This is a genomic window from Posidoniimonas polymericola (genome assembly GCF_007859935.1).
In the GTDB taxonomy this organism is placed as follows: domain Bacteria; phylum Planctomycetota; class Planctomycetia; order Pirellulales; family Lacipirellulaceae; genus Posidoniimonas; species Posidoniimonas polymericola.
Map to the genome: position 1 here is coordinate 159976 of NZ_SJPO01000012.1, position 16785 is coordinate 176760.

Annotated in this window: 16 protein-coding genes; 7 read left to right on the forward strand and 9 right to left on the reverse strand. The window is 67.0% G+C overall.

The window, feature by feature from the left end; translation table 11 throughout:
* Positions 1–2 precede the first annotated feature (2 nt).
* Entirely contained in the window at positions 3–362 is a 360-nt protein-coding gene (locus Pla123a_RS21130; RefSeq protein ID WP_146590705.1) for a hypothetical protein, read from the reverse strand.
* 411 nt (positions 363–773) lie between these two features.
* On the opposite strand from Pla123a_RS21130, the gene Pla123a_RS24810 reads away from it, so the two are divergent.
* From Pla123a_RS24810 to Pla123a_RS21140, 3 genes are all read left to right on the forward strand, one after another.
* A complete protein-coding gene (locus tag Pla123a_RS24810; RefSeq protein WP_197528166.1) occupies positions 774–2387 on the forward strand; it encodes a DUF6798 domain-containing protein in 1614 nt (537 codons plus the stop codon).
* 1 nt (position 2388) lies between these two features.
* The gene (locus tag Pla123a_RS24815; RefSeq protein ID WP_197528167.1) at positions 2389–3045 is read left to right on the forward strand and encodes an HAD family hydrolase; all 657 of its coding nucleotides are present in this window, start codon (positions 2389–2391) and stop codon (positions 3043–3045) included.
* Between the two features lie 218 nt (positions 3046–3263).
* On the forward strand, positions 3264–3542 hold the full coding sequence (locus tag Pla123a_RS21140) for a hypothetical protein (protein ID WP_146590707.1): 279 nt from the start codon (positions 3264–3266) through the stop codon (positions 3540–3542).
* A gap of 18 nt (positions 3543–3560) precedes the next feature.
* Here Pla123a_RS21140 and Pla123a_RS21145 read toward each other — a convergent pair whose 3' ends face one another.
* Positions 3561–4589, reverse strand: coding sequence for a hypothetical protein (locus tag Pla123a_RS21145; protein ID WP_146590709.1), 1029 nt, complete (start codon positions 4587–4589; stop codon positions 3561–3563).
* Between the two features lie 180 nt (positions 4590–4769).
* On the opposite strand from Pla123a_RS21145, the gene Pla123a_RS21150 reads away from it, so the two are divergent.
* Together Pla123a_RS21150 and Pla123a_RS21155 are read left to right on the forward strand one after the other, a co-directional pair.
* Entirely contained in the window at positions 4770–5039 is a 270-nt protein-coding gene (locus tag Pla123a_RS21150; RefSeq protein ID WP_146590711.1) for an acylphosphatase, read from the forward strand.
* 61 nt (positions 5040–5100) lie between these two features.
* Positions 5101–6585 (forward strand): ABC-2 transporter permease, encoded by a 1485-nt coding sequence (locus Pla123a_RS21155; RefSeq protein ID WP_146590713.1) that lies wholly within the window; start codon positions 5101–5103, stop codon positions 6583–6585.
* Here the strand turns inward: Pla123a_RS21155 and Pla123a_RS21160 are convergent.
* The 5 genes from Pla123a_RS21160 to Pla123a_RS21180 all read right to left on the reverse strand — a co-directional run bounded on the left by Pla123a_RS21160 (position 6582) and on the right by Pla123a_RS21180 (position 10832).
* Positions 6582–7244, reverse strand: coding sequence for a hypothetical protein (locus tag Pla123a_RS21160; RefSeq protein WP_146590715.1), 663 nt, complete (start codon positions 7242–7244; stop codon positions 6582–6584). The two genes, Pla123a_RS21155 and Pla123a_RS21160, sit on opposite strands and share 4 nt — an antisense overlap.
* A 41-nt stretch (positions 7245–7285) precedes the next feature.
* Positions 7286–8365, reverse strand: coding sequence for a Gfo/Idh/MocA family protein (locus tag Pla123a_RS21165; RefSeq protein WP_146590716.1), 1080 nt, complete (start codon positions 8363–8365; stop codon positions 7286–7288).
* Positions 8362–9168, reverse strand: coding sequence for an acyl-ACP--UDP-N-acetylglucosamine O-acyltransferase (gene lpxA, locus Pla123a_RS21170; protein WP_146590718.1), 807 nt, complete (start codon positions 9166–9168; stop codon positions 8362–8364). Before lpxA ends, Pla123a_RS21165 begins: the two co-directional genes overlap by 4 nt.
* Positions 9169–9221: 53 nt before the next feature.
* Positions 9222–10094, reverse strand: coding sequence for a UDP-3-O-acyl-N-acetylglucosamine deacetylase (gene lpxC / locus Pla123a_RS21175; protein WP_146590720.1), 873 nt, complete (start codon positions 10092–10094; stop codon positions 9222–9224).
* 120 nt (positions 10095–10214) lie between these two features.
* On the reverse strand, positions 10215–10832 hold the full coding sequence (locus tag Pla123a_RS21180; protein ID WP_231956585.1) for an OmpH family outer membrane protein: 618 nt from the start codon (positions 10830–10832) through the stop codon (positions 10215–10217).
* A 313-nt stretch (positions 10833–11145) separates the two neighbouring features.
* Between Pla123a_RS21180 and Pla123a_RS24820 the strand changes: the two genes are divergently transcribed.
* Both Pla123a_RS24820 and Pla123a_RS21190 read left to right on the forward strand, forming a co-directional pair.
* Positions 11146–11517, forward strand: coding sequence for a response regulator (locus Pla123a_RS24820; protein ID WP_197528168.1), 372 nt, complete (start codon positions 11146–11148; stop codon positions 11515–11517).
* Positions 11518–11595: 78 nt separating this feature from the next.
* Positions 11596–13467 carry an ATP-binding protein gene (locus Pla123a_RS21190; protein WP_146590726.1) on the forward strand — a complete coding sequence of 624 codons (1872 nt, stop codon included), beginning with the start codon at positions 11596–11598 and terminating at the stop codon, positions 13465–13467.
* 52 nt (positions 13468–13519) lie between these two features.
* Here the strand turns inward: Pla123a_RS21190 and Pla123a_RS21195 are convergent, their stop codons facing one another.
* The gene (locus Pla123a_RS21195; RefSeq protein WP_146590728.1) at positions 13520–13867 is read right to left on the reverse strand and encodes a P-II family nitrogen regulator; all 348 of its coding nucleotides are present in this window, start codon (positions 13865–13867) and stop codon (positions 13520–13522) included.
* Between the two features lie 107 nt (positions 13868–13974).
* On the reverse strand, positions 13975–16725 hold the full coding sequence (locus tag Pla123a_RS21200) for a zinc-dependent metalloprotease (protein WP_146590730.1): 2751 nt from the start codon (positions 16723–16725) through the stop codon (positions 13975–13977).
* Positions 16726–16785: the final 60 nt, after the last annotated feature.

Here is a 16785-nt window from a genome sequence, read left to right on the forward strand (position 1 = left end):
CTTTAGTTGCCCGGCGTCGTGGGCGGCAGCTGGAAGTGCACGCCGCTGTCTTCCGGGTTGCCGAGCATCGACAGCACCGTCGACGGCCTGGAGGGCTTGGATTCGGCAGGCGCAAAGTAGTCCATCAGGTCGCAGTGGAGCTGCATCCCCTGGACGTAGCGGAGGCGCGTCTGGTCGTTCTCGTGCAGGAGCGACTCGAGCTCCTGGAACTGCGGCTCGTCGATCAGCTCATCGACCAGCAGCGACACGAGCTCGTCAACACGGTCGAGCTTCTGCTCGAGCTCGTGGAGCTCAGCACTATGAAGCTCAGCGGCGCGGTCGGATTTCGGTGAGTCGGGGGTGGGACGGCTGGAATCGGGCATGATTCGACCTGCAAGTATGGGAGGGCCTGCCTGCTTCACTACGCAATCTGACTACGCAACCAGGGCGCCGGCGGTTCTGAATCTCCGGTTCGGAGGCTCCTAAAACCGAAACGCGCACCGATCTAGTATCAGTTTCGACCATTCGCCACAAGAGAATTGGGGCGATTTGTCAAATCAGGCGAGTTCTGCGGGCAGCACGGGGTGTGCTGTTCGGGGCGGGGGAACTCCTGACCGGGCGGCGGCTGGCGTGGGGCGCCAGCAGCCTGGTTGGTCGGCACCCATGCGGGGCGACGCCGCCCGCGGCCAGACCGAAGATCCAGCAGGAGCGTCGCGATGCGGGTGGTGCAGACCGACCGGCGTCCGGTAGGTTGTTCCACGGAAATCGTACCTTGAGCCCCGGCCGAATCTAGCGTGAAGTCCGATTATTCACAGGATCTTCCTAATCGCCTGAGCGCCGCGGCGCGGATCGTGGAGGTCCTGCTGGTCCTGACCGTTTTCTTTGTGATCGGCGGGACGCCGGTTCCCGGGGTCAACGAGCCGCACTATCTGGGCCGTTTCAAGCACTTCTGGGATCCTGCCTGGTGCCAGGGCGACCTGTTCTTCGAGTCGCCCGACGCCCACCTGACCGTGGTGCTGCTGGCGGGCTGGCTAACTCATTTCCTCAGCCTGCCGGCGTTTGCCTGGCTCGGCAGGCTGGCCGCGTGGGGGGTGCTAGCATTCGCGTGGCAGCGGCTGAGCTGGCGGGTCGCGCCGCTGCGGTGGTGCTCGGTCCTGACCGCCGCCCTGTGGGTGACCGGCATCGAGCAGCTGCACCTGGCGGGCGAGTGGGTCGTCGGCGGGGTCGAGGCCAAGGCCTTCGCCTACGCCTTCGTGCTGCTAGCGCTCAAGGCGTACCTCGACGATTGCTGGAGCCGTGTGTGGGTGCTGCTGGGCATCGCCAGCGCGCTGCACGCGCTGGTCGGCGGCTGGTCGGTGCTGGTGCTGCTCTGCCTGTGGGCCGCGTACCACCGCCGCGAGTCGCCGCTGCGGTCGATGCTGCCCGGCCTGATCGCCGGCGGGGCGATCTCGCTGCTGGGGGTGCTGCCGCCGATCCTGATGAACCGCGGCGTCGACCCGGAGGTGGTCTCGCAGGCGAACGAGATCTACGTCTTCTTCCGCCTGCCGCACCACCTAGCGTTGCTCTCGATGCGGGACGACTGGCTCTCGAACCGGGCTCTGCGGCACACGTGGATGCTGGTGCTGCTCGCCTGCTGCGGGGCGCTGCTCGTGCTCCGCCGTCGCCGTCTTGCCCCGCCGCTGCGGGAAGACCCCATCCAGAACGACGACGCCCCGCTGCGGCTGGTGCGGTTTGCGTGGGGCGCCGCCACGCTGATGCTGATCGGCTTCGCGATCGAGGCCGGCCTCGCCGATCACCCCGCGGCGGCCGCCAAGCTGCTGAAGTACTACTGGTTCCGGCTCACCGATGTGGCGGCCCCGCTGGCGGCCGCGCTGTGGCTGGGAGCGGCGCTCACCACCGCGGTCCGCGGGCAGAAACGCTGGTCGGCGGCCCTGCTGTTGGTGCTCTTGGCGGCGCCGGTCTGGCACTTCTCGACCGCGTTGTCCGCCCGCCTCGGCAAACCGGCGCCGCCGGCCGACCGCAGGGTCGCCGACTACGGCTCGTGGCTCGAGGCGTGCCGCTGGGTCGACGAAAACGCCCCGCCCGGCGCGCGGTTCCTGGTCCCGCTGCACTCGCACACCTTCAAATGGCGGACCGGGCACGCCGAGGTGGTCTCGTACAAGGACGTCCCGCAGGACGCCCCGCACCTTGTCCAGTGGCACGCGACGGTTAACGATATCTACTACCACACCAACGAAGCCGGCCAGCGGCGGTCCGTCCGCTCGCTCTCCCACCTCGGCGCCAGCCGGCTGCAAGAGCTCGGCCGGGAGTACGGCGCCGACTTCGCCCTCACCGTCAACTACCGCCCGGTCAGCCTGCCGGTCGCGCACCATAACGCCCACTACACCATCTACGACCTGCGAGACTAGCGTGACCAAGCCCATCCGCGCCGTGGCCTTCGACATGGACGGCACCATGGCCAACAGCGAAGACGTCTACGAGCACGTCGGGACCGAGACCCTCCGCCGCCGCGGGCACGAGTTCACCGACGAGCTGCGGCACCGGATGATGGGCCAGCCGGCGGCTCAAGCGCTCGCCGTGATGATCGCACACCACGGCCTGTCCGACACCATCGAGGCGCTCGAGGTTGAGGGCGAAGAGCTGTTCTGGGAGATCGCCCACACGATCCTCAAGCCGATGCCGGCCGTGCGGGAGTTCCTTTCCGCGGTCGACGGCGCCGGCCTGCCGCGTTGCGTGGTGACCAGCGGCTCGCGTCGCTACGCGGACCGCATCCTGGGCGAGATCGGCCTCGACGGCTTCCAGTTCAAGATCACCGCCGACGACGTCACCAACGGCAAGCCTCACCCCGAGCCGTACCTGCTGGCGGCGGAGCGGTTCGGCGTCGCGCCGGACGAGATGCTCGTGCTCGAGGACAGCGGCAACGGCTGCAAGTCGGGCGTCGCGGCCGGAGCGGTGACGGTCGCCCTGCCGAACCACCACACCGCGGGTCACGACTTCTCGGGCGCGACCCTGGTGGCCGACACGCTGGCCGACCCCGCGATCCGTGGGCTGCTCAAGCTGAGCTAGCAGGGGTAGCTGCGTCCAGCCCACCCAGCCAGGGGTGGGACTTCTCTGGTGCACGGTTCCCACCCCTGGCGGGGTGGGCTGATCTGGCTCGCGGCAGAGGGAACAGTACTTGGCGTTCGGAGAAATTCTCTAATCGCGCCAACCGGAACTGGCCGATCTACTCCCCAGGCGCCGCTGCGCCGCCGTTGAATCGCTTGCGCTACGGGAAGGAATCCACGATGTCTAAGCTAGCTGCCCGCTTGTTTGCCTCTCTGCTGTTTGCGTGCGGGGCCGCCGTGCAGGTCGGCTGCAGCGCGTGCGGGTCTTGCCACGACTACTCGTCGCCGGTCGCGAACTGCAGCTGCCAGGGCTGCTCCGACTGTGGCGGCGGTAGCCGCGCCGGTTCGAGGTCGATGGGCTACTACGCCGAGAACGGCGCGAAGCCCGACGTGGATTCGCTCGATCAGGCGGTCGAGGTCGCGCGGCTGCCGGATCCCGACGCCCCGCTGCGGCGTTAGGGTCCGCTGACTAGCGGCCTACTGACCGTCGGTGGCCTTAGTTCCGTACCGGCGGTTGAACAGCGCGGGGTCGAACTCGTCCCGCGCGCCGTGCGGCTTCACCCGCTGCTCGACCGAGTCGACAAACCGGTCGCGTTCGTGCTGGGCCTTCACGAGACCGAACACCCCGCCGGACTGCTCCGCACGGGCGGCGTCGGAGCCGGCTTGCTCTTCCGGCCGGCAGACCGAATTCACCCAGGCGACCAGATGCGCCTCGAGCGCCGCGTGCCGGCCGGTAAACGCCGGCGTCGTGCGGCCGGCGTGGGGCCGCTGGGCGGCATTAAGCAGCGTGCTCGCGGCCGGGTCGTGCCGGTCGATGTACTCGAGCACCGCCGTTAGGTTGGCGTGCGTGGTGCGGTGGTCGCCCTGACCGTGGAGCAGCGAGCGGTCGAGGATGAACTCCTCGGGGCCGGTGCCCTGGTGGCAGCCGCCCGCGGTGCAGTTGTTGACCAGGATCGGCTGGACGCGGCGGACGAACTGCTCCGCCACGCCGGGCGGGAGCGACTCGATCGCCGCGCTGGTCGTGGCCGGGGCCCTCGCCGGCGCAAGGACGGGCGCCTCGTAGCTGGCGGGACGCACCGCCGGGTCGGATTGCCGGGGGCGTGATGACTCGAACAGCCGCCGCTCGAGCACCGCGACACGGCGGTCGGTCGGATCAGCGACGCGGGCCTCAAGCAGCTCGCGTGACGCCTGCGGCATCAGCCGCTGCTCTAGGCACCACGAAGCCAGCCGCAGGTGGTCGTTGACGGTTGGCCGCTTGATGGCTGCTCGCTTCCACTGGTAGACCTCTTCGAGGGTCGCCGCCTCGTGGGCGATGGCGGACTCCTCGAGCCAGAGCTGCGAGCCAACATTGCTGAGCAGCACCCGGCCACCGGAGCGACTAACCCGGCCGGTCATGACGTTGCCGTTGTGCAGCAGCACGCAAGACACGCCGTCGGCCGCCGCCAGGCCGGCAAGGACCAGGCAGAGGGTGACGGTTAAGACGAAACTGCGGGTGTTAAAGACCATGCCGGGGCGAGGTTAGGGCCCCTCGGCCAACCGGTCAACCCTAGCCTGTGCAGGCGCCGGCATTTATACTAGCAAGCCTGCGTGGTGGCCCGTCGCGGTGGCCCGTGGTGGCCCCTCGTCGAGCCTCGGCGGGGGCCCGGAGCGGGCGCTTGGAGGTAGTTGCGGGAGAGGAAGGCAGCGGTGGAACAGCGAGTCGTACACTTCCAGGGTCGCGTCCAGGGAGTCGGCTTCCGCTACACCACCTGCCAGGAGGCCCGCGCGCTGAACGTGACCGGCTACGTCAAGAACCTGCCCGATGGGCGGGTTGAGCTGGTCGCCGAGGGCGAGCCGGCCGAGCTCGACCGGCTCCTCGCCGGGGTCCGCGAACAGCTCGGTGGCTTCATCCGTAGCGAGCAGACCGACACCCTCCCGGCGACCGGGCACTACAACGATTTCCGCGTCACGCACTAGCACGCTGTTCACGTCCCGCACCTGGTTCCCCTTTCCTCCTCCCCGAGCTAAGTCCAACACGATGCCCGTGCTCCCGCTCGCTAATCTGCAGTTGTGGCTGACCCCGTTGTGGATGGTGTCGCTCGGCGTGACGATCGCTGTGCTGGTGCTGCTAGCGGTGTACGGCGTGCTGTGGCTCGTTTCGCGCCGGGTCGCGGAGCGGATGGCGGTGTCGTTCAGCGAGGGGATGCTGCTGCCAATCAGCTACGTGCTGGGGGCCTTCGTGGCGGTGTTTGTGCTGGGCGCCGCAACCGCGCCGACCAGCCTGGTGCTCGACTCGTTCAAGCGGCTGCCGTATGTCCGGCCGATCGAAACCACGGTCGAGATCCCCGCCAACGTCGAGGACCACGAGGTGACGGCGGTCTCGTTCCAGGCCGAAGAACTCACCAGCTACCAGTTCACCAGCGACCAGGACGTGCGGATCGGCATCGAGCCGGGCCAGGCCTACGGGCAGTCGATGGTGGTGCTCGGCGGCGAGGCAGACGGCTACGAGTGGTCGCCCGGCAGCAAGAACCTGCGGGGCTTCGTCGGCAAGGTCGACAAGCTGTACGTCACCAACGAGGGGGACGCCCCCGCCCAGCTCACGCTGCGGTTCGACACCGACGTCCGGGTGCCGGAAGTGCACCACGTGCGGACGGTCGTGATCTCGGTGCTGAGCGTCTTTGCCCTGTACTTCGCCCTGCAGTGGCTGCTGCCGGCGATCTCGAACATCTCGGTCGCGACGGCCAAGGAGGCGGTCGGGCAGCCGCTGTTCCTGTTGTTCCTCTTGATCGGCGGCGCCGCGCTGCTGATCTACATCGTGATCCCCTACAACACCTTCGGCGAAGACGTCAAGATGCTGAAGGACTCGGGCCTGACCACCATCATGGTGCTGGCAATGATCTTCGCCATGTGGACCGCCAGCGCCACCGTGGCCGAGGAAATCGAGGGCAAGACCGCCCTCACGCTGCTCTCCAAGCCGATCAGCCGCCGGCAGTTCATCATCGGCAAGTACTTCGGCATCCTCTGGCCGGTGCTGGTGATGTTTGTCGTGCTGGGGCCGATCCTGATGGCGAGCGTGTCGTACAAGGTGGTGTACGACGCCCGCGAGACCTCCAACCCGCAGCCCAAGTGGGAGGAGTGCTACGACGAGATGATCCAGGTCCCCAGCGGCCTGACCCTGGCATTCATGGAGACCGCCATCCTGTCGGCCATCAGCGTGGCGATCTCGACCCGCCTGCCGATGATGCCGAACCTGATCATCTGCGGCTCGATCTACGTGCTGGGCCACCTGGGGCCGCTCATCGTGCAGTCGTCGATCGGGCAGATCGAGTTCGTGGCGTTCTTCGGGCGGCTGATATCGGTGGTGATCCCGAACCTCGACAACCTCAACATCCAGGCCGCCATTGCGGCCGGCGTGCCGGTGCCGTCGGTCTACCTCTGGATGGCGGCCGGCTACACGTTGCTGTACTGCACCGCGGCGATGCTGCTAGCGCTGATCCTGTTCGAGGACCGCGACGTCGCTTAAGCGGTTGGGCGCCAGCTTCTCCGCTTGCAGAAATCGGTGCGCCGGGTCGCGCCCGCGGCACTAAAAAAAACCGCTAAACAACCGCTCACGGCTGAACCGGGCTCGGGCACAACCAGCGTGGCCGTCGCCGAAGCCCTCTCGTACCAGCCATCCGAGTCGTTCCACATTGTGAACGTCGCAGTGTTGCCGCTAAATACAACGGAGTACCGAGTCCGAAATGGCTCGACAATTACCGTAGGCATGATATGGGACTCGGAAGTAAGTCCAATTAGCCCATCGATCGTTTGGAGATAAACACCGCGCCAACCACCGCTTGCGATTTCCGGCGGGGGCTCAAAGCGGCGTCCGAACTCGACAGGATCGAGCTCAACCGTTTTCTCCTGGATGCTCAGAGGCTCAACCACCACGCGTGTCGTGTGGAGATTCACTTGGGTGAATGTTAGGTCGAGCGTATCGAGACTACCGGTCTGGGTTTGGTGGTCCAGAATTACGGAGAAGCCGCCTGCGAACTCACCGGTTACGCGATCGGTCCGGTCGACGAACTGCCGGTCGTGGAAGTGGTAGTCGGACGATTCAAATCGGTAAGTACGTAGCTCTGAGCCGGCAGCGTACGCTGTTGACATGGCAAGCGCCGCCACAATGAGTGGAGTGCAATGCATTGCTGGCTCCTCGATTGTTACGGCGCGGCGAGTGGCAGACCTTAGGCCGCCCGGCGAGCAGGCTCCTCCACCGGCATCGCCGGCGAGGCGAACATCCCGTGGCGGCCTTCGGCCGACCCGTCCCAGCGGTGTTCTTCGACCTTGAGCAGGATCTGCTCGGCCACACCAACCGCGTCGCGGCCGTCGGCGCCGGTCACCCGCGGGGCGCTGCCCGTGATGATCGCGTGGGCGAAGTCATTCAGCTCTTCCTCCAGCGCGTTGACCGGCGGGACTTCCTCGGTGGTTTTCACCAGGAGCTCCTCGAACAGGTTGTCGCGGAGGTGAGCCTGTTGGTCGGCGCTCAGCGCGTCGACGTGGAAGCCGCGGCGGAGCACATCCTCACGCGGCTCGACGACGGTCGTCTGCCGGGTGTTAAAGTCGACCCCGACGTAGCCGCGGCTGGTGTACGCCTGAAGGGTGCGTTCCAGCTGGAAGCTGACCCGCGAGGCGTTGAGCTGCGCGACGCAGCCGTTCTCGAAGTTGAGTTGCGCGGTGACCATGTCCTCGTGGTCGCCCAGCACCGACAGGCCCATCGCCTCGACGGCGACCACCGGCGAGCGGACGAGGCTCAGCACCAGGTCGATGTCGTGGATCATCAGGTCGAGCACCGCGCCGATGTCGGTCGAGCGGAACGTGTAGCCACTGGTGCGGTTGCACCGCAGCAGCCGCGGGTCACGCAGCCTGGGAGCGGCGACCGACAGCGCCGGATTAAAGCGTTCGACGTGGCCGACCTGCAGCACGGCGCCCGAGGCGTCGGCGGCGGCGACCAGCTCGTTGGCCTCGCCAAGGGTCGGCGTCAGGGGCTTCTCGCACAGCACGTGCACGCCGGCGTCGAGCAGCTCCTTGACGATGCCAAAGTGGAGTACGGTCGGCGTGGCGACCACGGCGGCGTCGATCTTGCCGATCAGCGTTCGGTAGTCGGCGACCGCCTCGGCGCCGGTCTCGGCGGCGATGGCGTTGCGGTTCTGCTCGCTGGGGTCAGCAACCGCGACCAGGTCGAGCGACTCGATTCCGGCCGACAGCTTGGCGTGGAAACCACCCAGGCGCCCGGCGCCAACGACTGCGATTCTTGGACGTATCATGCGGCCCTCTTTGCTTCCCGGCCGCGTCCGTGGCGGCCTTCTTGTTGCCCCTCGACAAACGACAGCAGCTTCTTCACGCCCGGGGTGATGCGGTCGGCTCCGCGGAGCACCTCGCGGGCGGCCTCCAGGCCGACCTTCGAGCGGTAGAGCAGGCGGTGGGCCTCGGCGAGCGAGTCGATCTCGGCCGGGTCGAAGTTGTTCCGACGCAGCGCCACGATGTTGATGCAACGCGGGCGGGCGGGCGTGCCCTCGCACAGCATGAACGGCGGGACGTCGTGCAGCACGCGGCTTAGTCCGCCGATGAAGCTGTAGCTGCCGATGGTCGTGTAGTGGTGCACCGCCACGCCGCCCGAGAGCGACGCGAAGTCGTTCACGTGGACGTGGCCGCCGAGCAGCGTGCCGTTGGCGATGATGATACGGCTGCCGAGCTTGCAGTCGTGGGCGACGTGCGAGTTGGCCATCAGGAAGTTCTCATCGCCGAGCGAGGTGATGCCGTCTTCCTTCTCGGTGGCGCGGTTGACGGTCACGCCCTCGCGGAACATGTTGCCGTGGCCGATCACGACCTTCGTGGCCGAGCCGGTGTAGCTGATGTCCTGGGGCTCGCCGCCAATCACGACGTTCGGGTAGAAGGTGTTGTCGCGGCCGACGTCGACGTGGCCCATCAGGGTCACGTTGTTCAGGAGTCGAGTGCCGCGTTCGATCCGCACATTGGCGCCCACCGTGCAGAACGGGCCGATCTCGACCTCTTCGTCTAGTTCCGCACGCGGGTCCACCCAGGCGTTCGCTGCGATGCTGGTGGCCATGGGAAGTCTCCTCAGATAGGCGGGCAATCCTTTGCCCGCTCGTGAATGATTCGTTACGCCGACTTCCGCTGCTGGGACTGCTGCTCATCCATGAGCAGCTTCGCCACCAGCTCCCCGTTCAATTGGTGACCGCTGCGGTAGGCCACGACGTGCCCCACAATCGGTCGCCCGGCCAGGGCGAGGTCGCCCACGACGTCCAGCACCTTGTGCCGGACGCACTCGTCATCAAAACGCAACTGGTTGCCGATCGGGCCGTCGGGACCGAAGATCAGCAGCTCCTCGGGGGAAACGTGCGAACCCAGCCCGCGGGCGATCAACGCGTCGGCCTCGTGCTTGAGCACGAAGGTCCGGGCGGGCGCCAGCTCGGCGATGAACGCGCGGGCGTCGACGTCGGTCACCAGCCACTGCGAACCGATTGGGCTGTCGGGCCCGTAGTCCAGGCGGTACTCGATCGACATGCGGTCGCCCATCGGGGGGCGGACCTCGATCCACTTGTCGGCGTCGCCGCAGCGGAGGGGCCTTTCGACCACCAGCGGACGGACCAGCCCTGCCTGGGCGGTGAGCCCGGCCTGGGCGATCGCCTCGACAAAGGCGGCGGCCGAGCCGTCTAGGCCCGGCATCTCAGCGGCCGTGACGCCGATCTCGCAGTTATCGACCTCAAGCCCGGCGAGCGCCGCGAGGACGTGCTCGACCATGTCGACCGTGGCGCCGTTCGCGGCGAGCACGGTGCGGCGTTGGGCGTCGTTGCGACTGGCCGACGTGGCCGGTATGCGGGGGGCGCCGGGAAGATCGTCCCGGACAAAGAAGCGGCCCGCGCCAACCGGGGCGGGTCGGAACTCCACCCGCACCTCCTGGCCGGACCAGTACCCGATCCCTGTCACACCGACGGGTCGGGCAAGCGTGTGCTGTGTGCGCGACTGTGGCATCGCGGTAAACTCCCTGACTGGCTGCGTCCGAGGCGGACTAAGAATCAAGCGGGGGGCGGCAGAACGCCGGCAACGGCGCGCGGCGGCCCCAGCAGGGACCGCCGCGGCGGCTGCGTCAACTCAGCGAGTGGCGCCCGCACCCGAGGTGCGCTCGGCCACGTTTTCCTTGCCAGGGTAGCTGGCCTTGACCATCGCGATGATGTCCGGCGTGATGTCAATCGAGTCCTGGTACTGGACCGTCTTGTTGATGCCGGCCAGGATCTGCTGACGGATCGCCGGGTCCGGCTCCTCGCCGTTGAAGCGGAAGACAACGCCGATGCCGTAGTGCTTGGCGTACCGCTTGATCTCGTTCTGGACCTGGCCGTAGGCCTCGTAGTAGGCCTTGGCTTCCTTCTCCAGAAAGCCCTTCTGCAGCTTGTTCTTCTTCAGCTCGAACTGGGCCTTGCCGGTCGCGAGCTGCTCATCGGCCTGCTTGAACTCGGCCGAGCCGGGCTTGAACGTGGCCCGAGACTGCTCGACGCTCATCAGCTGCTGGGCGTCTTGCTTAAGCTGGTTTTCGATCTGCTGGACCTCGCCCTGCATGCTCTCCAGCTTGTCGCGGAACTGCGGGTGGTTCTTGAACACATAGTTGATGTCCACCACCGCAAACTTGTACTTCGGGGCGTTGGCGCCGGCCTGGTTCTGGGCGAAGGCGGGGGCGGCAATCAGAAGAGCCGCAATCGCGGCGACGGGAAGCATCTTCACGTCAGCACTCCTTGCTGAGTAGGGTCATCCTTGACCGGTTCGACGATACACGACAGAGGACGCGGGTTTGGAACCGCGGGCGAGCCCCCTGTCCTTGAAGGCGGGCGGTATTCTGCCGACATGCCAGGAGCGAGTAAAGGGCAATTGCAACCGAATACGAGAAAGTTCCCCGGGCGCCAGCAGCGGCCGTGAGCCCCGCCAGGTCGGGGGGACCGCCAACCCGCCTTGCCGGCCGGGGGCAGCCCCGCTATCTTCCCCGCCCCTGCCACGAGGCCATCTACCAGCCGCCCTCACGGAGGATCACCGGTTGAGCACTCCCTGCCGCATCCTGATCGTCGACGAGTCCCCCGAGTCACGCGAGGTGCTGCGCGCCCTGCTCGAGAGGGGCGGCTCCGAGACCCTCGAGGCCGACCGCCCGGACCAGGCGCTGCGGCTCAGCTCCGCGTCCCAGCCGGACCTGATCGTGTGCGATGTGGACAGCGACCGCACCACCGACCACCAGGCGTCCCGGCTGCTGGTGGCCGCCGCGGTCCGCATGGACGCCCCAATCGTTTTTCTCGGCGCCCTAAAGCAGCAATCCGCATGGACTTCCGGCGGAGAGTTCGTGGCCAAACCCTACCACTACGGCCCGCTGATTCGTAGAATCGAATCGCTGTTGGCGAATCGCCGCGCGGCCTAGCCCGCGCCCGGCGGTCCGCCCCCTCGCTTCCACCGGGCGTCCCACGGGCCGCCCTAGTGCCGCCCTGGGGCTGAACGCGTGCCGTCGCTGTTTGTTATCCAAGGACGAGACCAAGGCACCCGGTTCGAGCTGCGCGAGAGCCCGACCTCGATCGGCCGCGACAGCGACAACACCATGCAGCTGCACGACACCGAGGTGTCGCGCAAGCACGCCGAGGTCACCCTCGACGGCAGCCGCGTGCTGCTGCGGGACCTCAACAGCTCGAACGGCAGCTACGTCAACGGCAAGGCGGTCCGCCAGGCCCTGCTCCGCAGCGGCGACCAGCTGCAGCTCGGCCGTTCGCTGCTGCTGTTCACCGGGCCCAAGGAAGAGTCGATCGACTCCGGCGACAGCCGCGTCGACATCGTGGCCTCGGTGCTCGACGGCGACGAGTCGCGGATCCTGCACTCGATCAGCCACGCCGAGGGGAGCGAGCTGCTCGCCACCCCCGCCGACCAGACCCAGAGCCCGTGGCTGGCCCGCGCCCGCAGCAACCTCCAGATCATGTACCGCACGTCGCTGGCGGTGAGCCACACGCTGGACATCGACCAGCTGCTCTCCCGCATCATGGACATGATCTTCGAGTGGGTCGAGGCCGACCGCGGGTGCATCATGCTGAAGAACCAGCAGACCGGCAAGCTGGAGCCGCGGGTCCGACGCCACCGCCGCGGCATCCAGACCGAAGAGCGGATCAGCATCAGCAAGACCATCCTCGACTACGTCGTGAACAACGGCGAGGGCGTGCTGACCAGCAACGCCCGCGACGACAACCGCTGGGACCCGGCCCAGAGCATCGTGAAGATGGGCGTCCGCGAGGCGATCTGCGTCCCGATGCAGGGCCGCTACGACATCGTCGGCGTGATCTACATCGACACCTCGCTCACGCCGCAGCGGATCGCCCAGCAGAAGTCGGCCAACCAGTTCGGCCAGGAGCACCTCAAGCTGATGGTCGCCATCGCCCACCAGGCGGCGCTCGCGGTCGAGGACACCTCGTACTACCAGGCGATGGTGCAGGCCGAGCGGCTGGCGGCGGTCGGACAGACCATCGCCACGCTCTCGCACCACATCAAGAACATCCTGCAGGGCGTCCGCGGCGGCAGCTACCTGATAGAGCTCGGTATGACCGACCACGAGAAGGCGATGAGCGAGGGCGAAGAAGGCCTCGAGATCGACGCCGAAGCCGCCGCCAAGGCCGTCTCGACGATGCGCAAGGGCTGGAAGATTGTCGACAAGAACCAGGAGCGGATCTCCGGCCTGGTGATGGACATGCTCACCTTCAGCAAGGAGCGTGTGCCCGAGCCGGTCCCCAGCGACCTCAACGAGGTGACCGCCGACGTGGTCGAGCTGGTGCAGGCCCGCGCCAAGGACCTCAGCGTCGAGCTGCAGTGGCGCCCCGGCGGCGACATCCCGACCATCGAGTTCGACCCCGACGCCATCCACCGCGCGGTGCTGAACGTCGTGACCAACGCGATCGACGCCTGCGAGGGGCGCGACCCCGCCCGCGTGACCGTCGGCACGCAGCTCGACACCGAGGCCCGCCGGGCGGTCGTGCTTGTCGAGGACACGGGCGTCGGCATCGCGCCGGAGGACGTCGAGTCGGTGTTCACGGTGTTTGTCTCGAAGAAGGGCAGCCGCGGCACCGGCCTAGGCCTGTCGGTGACTCAGAAGATTTTCCACGAGCACGGCGGCGCCGTCAGCCTGACGAGCGAGCCCGGCAAGGGCACCACGTTCCGCCTCGAGCTGCCGCTCGAGTCGAAGATCCGCAAGAGCGACGAGGCCGAGCGGGCCGAGGAAGAAGAGATGTCCGGCCCCGACGACATCGCGTCGACACTGGTCAACATCGTGGACGACAGCGTCACCGACGACGGCGTCTCCGACAGCAGCGTCGTGGACGACAGCAGCCACGTTTAGGTGGCCTGCTAGCCGCCGCCCCGCGAACGCTGTCCCATTAAACGGCGTCCGACTAAACAGCGCCCTGGCCGCCCTGGCCATCGCTGATCTGGATCACCCGGTCGATCGGCAGCACAAAGATCTTGCCGTCGCCGATGTGGCCCTCGGTGCTAGTGCGGGCAAACTCTTCCAGGCACGCGATCGTCCGCTCGACGTAGTCGTCGTTGACGGCGATCTCGAGCTCCAGCTTGCGGAGCAGCTGGGTCTGGTACTCGTGGCCGCGGAAGGTCTCGAGGTGACCGCGTTGCCGCGCGTAGCCCATGGCGTCGCACGCGGTCATGCGGGTAACGCCGATGTGGGCGAGCGCCTCGCGGACCGCGTTCAAACGCGTCGGCTGGATCACGGTAACAATGAGCTTCATGGCCGCCTGACCTGAATGGAACGTCAGGCGACCAGGATACCCCGAACGGCCAGCAGTCGCAATTCAGCGGTGTTCTGGCCGTTGCCGGCAGACTTACGCGGCGACCGCTAAGGCGAGGTCAGCATCACGGCGTCCAGGGTCTTCTCGATACGCGCCCGCGACTCCAGCAGGTGGGCGCTCGTGTAGCTGTCGAGCTTGTCGGAATCGGCGACGTTGGCCATCTTGTCCTCCAGCGACTTGAGCTCCGCGTAGGCCAGCGTCTGGCAGTCCTGCGGGGCGCTCGTGGACCCCAGGGCCAGGCGGGCCAGGCGTTCGAGGTAGACCCGCTGCAGGTTGCGGCGCAGGCTGCTCACTGCCGGCGTGCGGACCGTGTACTCGCGGTCGCCCGGGTCGGCGTCGAGCTCCGCAAAGATAGCGGCCGTGAGCCGGTCGAGCAGTTCGGCGGTGGTCAGCGCGTCCTGGTCGGACGGGGTCTTGAGCTCGCTGTCGTGCACGCGGGTGAGGGTCAGCGGCGACAGCAGCCGATCGAGGATCCGCTCCTGCCACAGCAGGATCACCTCGTGGGCCGGGTAGTCGGGCCGGTCGACGACGTCCTGCCCCCAATGGCTCCAGCGGGAGGGCGCCAGCTGGTTGTACATCTTCGGCGGGATATCAAACGGCTTGTCGCTGAACACCTGCTCTTCGATCAGGTCGAGCGCCTCGCGTTGCTGCTTGGCGTCGACCACCTCGAACGGGGAGGGGGCGTTCTCGTCGCCGACGTGGCTGCGGCTGACATACACGCCGCCGACGTACCGCGAGGCCATGAACATCGCCTGGCCGTGGGTCGACAGCAGCACGCCAAACGCCCGCCGGGCCTTCTCGTAGCCGTCGCCCTCGTCGGTCACGCTCTCGACGATCTCCGGCATTGCGTCGGCCACGATGGCGGCCTGCCCCTTTGCCCACCCGACCAGGTCGTTCGACATGTCGAAGCGGATGCTGTGCGGGTCCGGGTCGATGCCGCGGGTGTCCTCGTCGGTCAGGTAGGCCAGGCCCGGCTCGCCAGAGCGGGCGGCGATCTTCTTCAGCTCGGGCAGCTCGGCCTCGGTCGAGCCCTTGAGCGGCTTGTAGCCGTACTCGATCGCCCAGTAGTCGTACGGGCCGATAGTGGTCGAGTAGTAGTCGCCCTGCTCGGTTCCCGGCGGCGCCAGGTTCACGGGGGAGTAGTCCATCACCGACGCGGTCAGGCCGGTCTTGCTGGTCTTGGAGACGTCGTTCAGCTCGGCGGGCGAGTACAGCGCGCTGGCCTTAAAGTTGTGCCGCAGACCGAGCGTGTGGCCCACCTCGTGCATCGTGACCTCCTTGAGGCCCTGCATGATCAGCTTCTCGAGGTCCTCCGGGCTCCGCTTGCGGACCGCCCCGACCGAGGCGCCCAGCGCGAACTGCTGCGACATGCCGTGCAGCAGGTTACAGCTGCAGCGTTCGCCGTGGCGGTGACGCAGGGCGATCGGCGTCGAGCTCTGCTGCTGGCGGTAGCTCTCTAGGTCGATCGGGCCGCCGGTCATCGCGGCGATGCCCTCGGGGGTGAAGGTCTCGTAGCGGACCTTCCAGGTCTGCAGGAAGTCGGCGTCGAAGATAATGTCGGCGTCGAGGATCTCGCCTGTCAGCGGGTTCACGCGGGACGGGCCCATGGCGAAGCCGGCGCTCGACGTAATCCACCGGAACGTGTTGTAGTTGATGTCGCCCGGCTCCCAGGTCGCGTCGTCCGGCTGCTGGCGGACGTCGATCGCATCGTAGAACCCGGCTTTCTCGAACGCCTTGTTCCACTCGGCGATGCCGTCGCGGATCGGCTTGCGGTACTTGTAGGGGATGGTCTTCTCGAGCCAGAAGACGATCGGCTCCTTGGGGGGCGACTTCTCGGCGTCCGGGTCGGCCTTCTGCAGGTTCCAGCGGTTGATGTACCGCACGAAGCGGTCTTCGTTCTCGGCCTTCGAGTAGTCTTTGCGGACCGTCAGAAAGTACCCGATGCGGTCGTCGGCCAGGCGCGGCTTGTAGTTCGACTCCGGCAGGCGGCTGATCGAGTAGTGCACGCCGACCGTGACGCCACGCGAGTCGGGCACGGTGTCAAAGTCGTCGCGGCCGGCCGACGCGTAAGTGGCGGCGACCTGGACCTCGAGGTTCTTCGGATGGGCCTCGACATTGGCCCAGGTCGAACGCGACTTGCTGAACGTGAAGCCCGGCAGCACCATCGAGATCTGCGGCAGGTCGCTCAGGAAAACCTGCCCGAGGTCGACCACGTAAGAGCCGCCGGACCCGCGGGTAATGATCGGCAGGCTGTACAGCACGCTGTCGGTGAACGCCATCGCGACCGCCTTCTCGCTCGGGCTGCCCGAGTCGGCGCGGAAGCGGACATTGCGGCGCACCACGTGGATCCGCTCGCCCACCTTGCGGAACTGCCACACCCAGTCGTCGCCGAATCCCCAGCTGTAACCGCCAAGGATCGGCCGCTGGCCGATGCCCTTGGCGATGGTGATCAGGACGATGTAGTCCTTGTCGAGGTCCGCTGGTTTGAGCTCGGCGAGCAGTTTGTCGTCGCCCTGGTGGAGCTTGATCAGCCCGTCGTCGATCGTCTTGAGGTCCTTGGTGACCTTCGACAACGGCGGGTACTTAGAGTCGGCGCCGTCGGACTTCTTGTCGGAGTCCTTCTCGCTGCTGGAAGAATCGTCACTCGATGCAGAAACTTTTCCGTCGTCGGCCGGCTTGGCCGCTTCCGATTGAGCGTCCTGCTCGGGTTCTGCCGCTCTAGCCGTCAGCGCCGTCAGCAGGCACCCAATGGCGAAGAAGCTCGTCAGCAGCCGATATCCCCAAGGCTTGCTTGCCATGGTAAATTCCTTGCAGGTAGAGAGTTAAGTCGCGTGGTGCGGCTTCATATACGGGAGCGG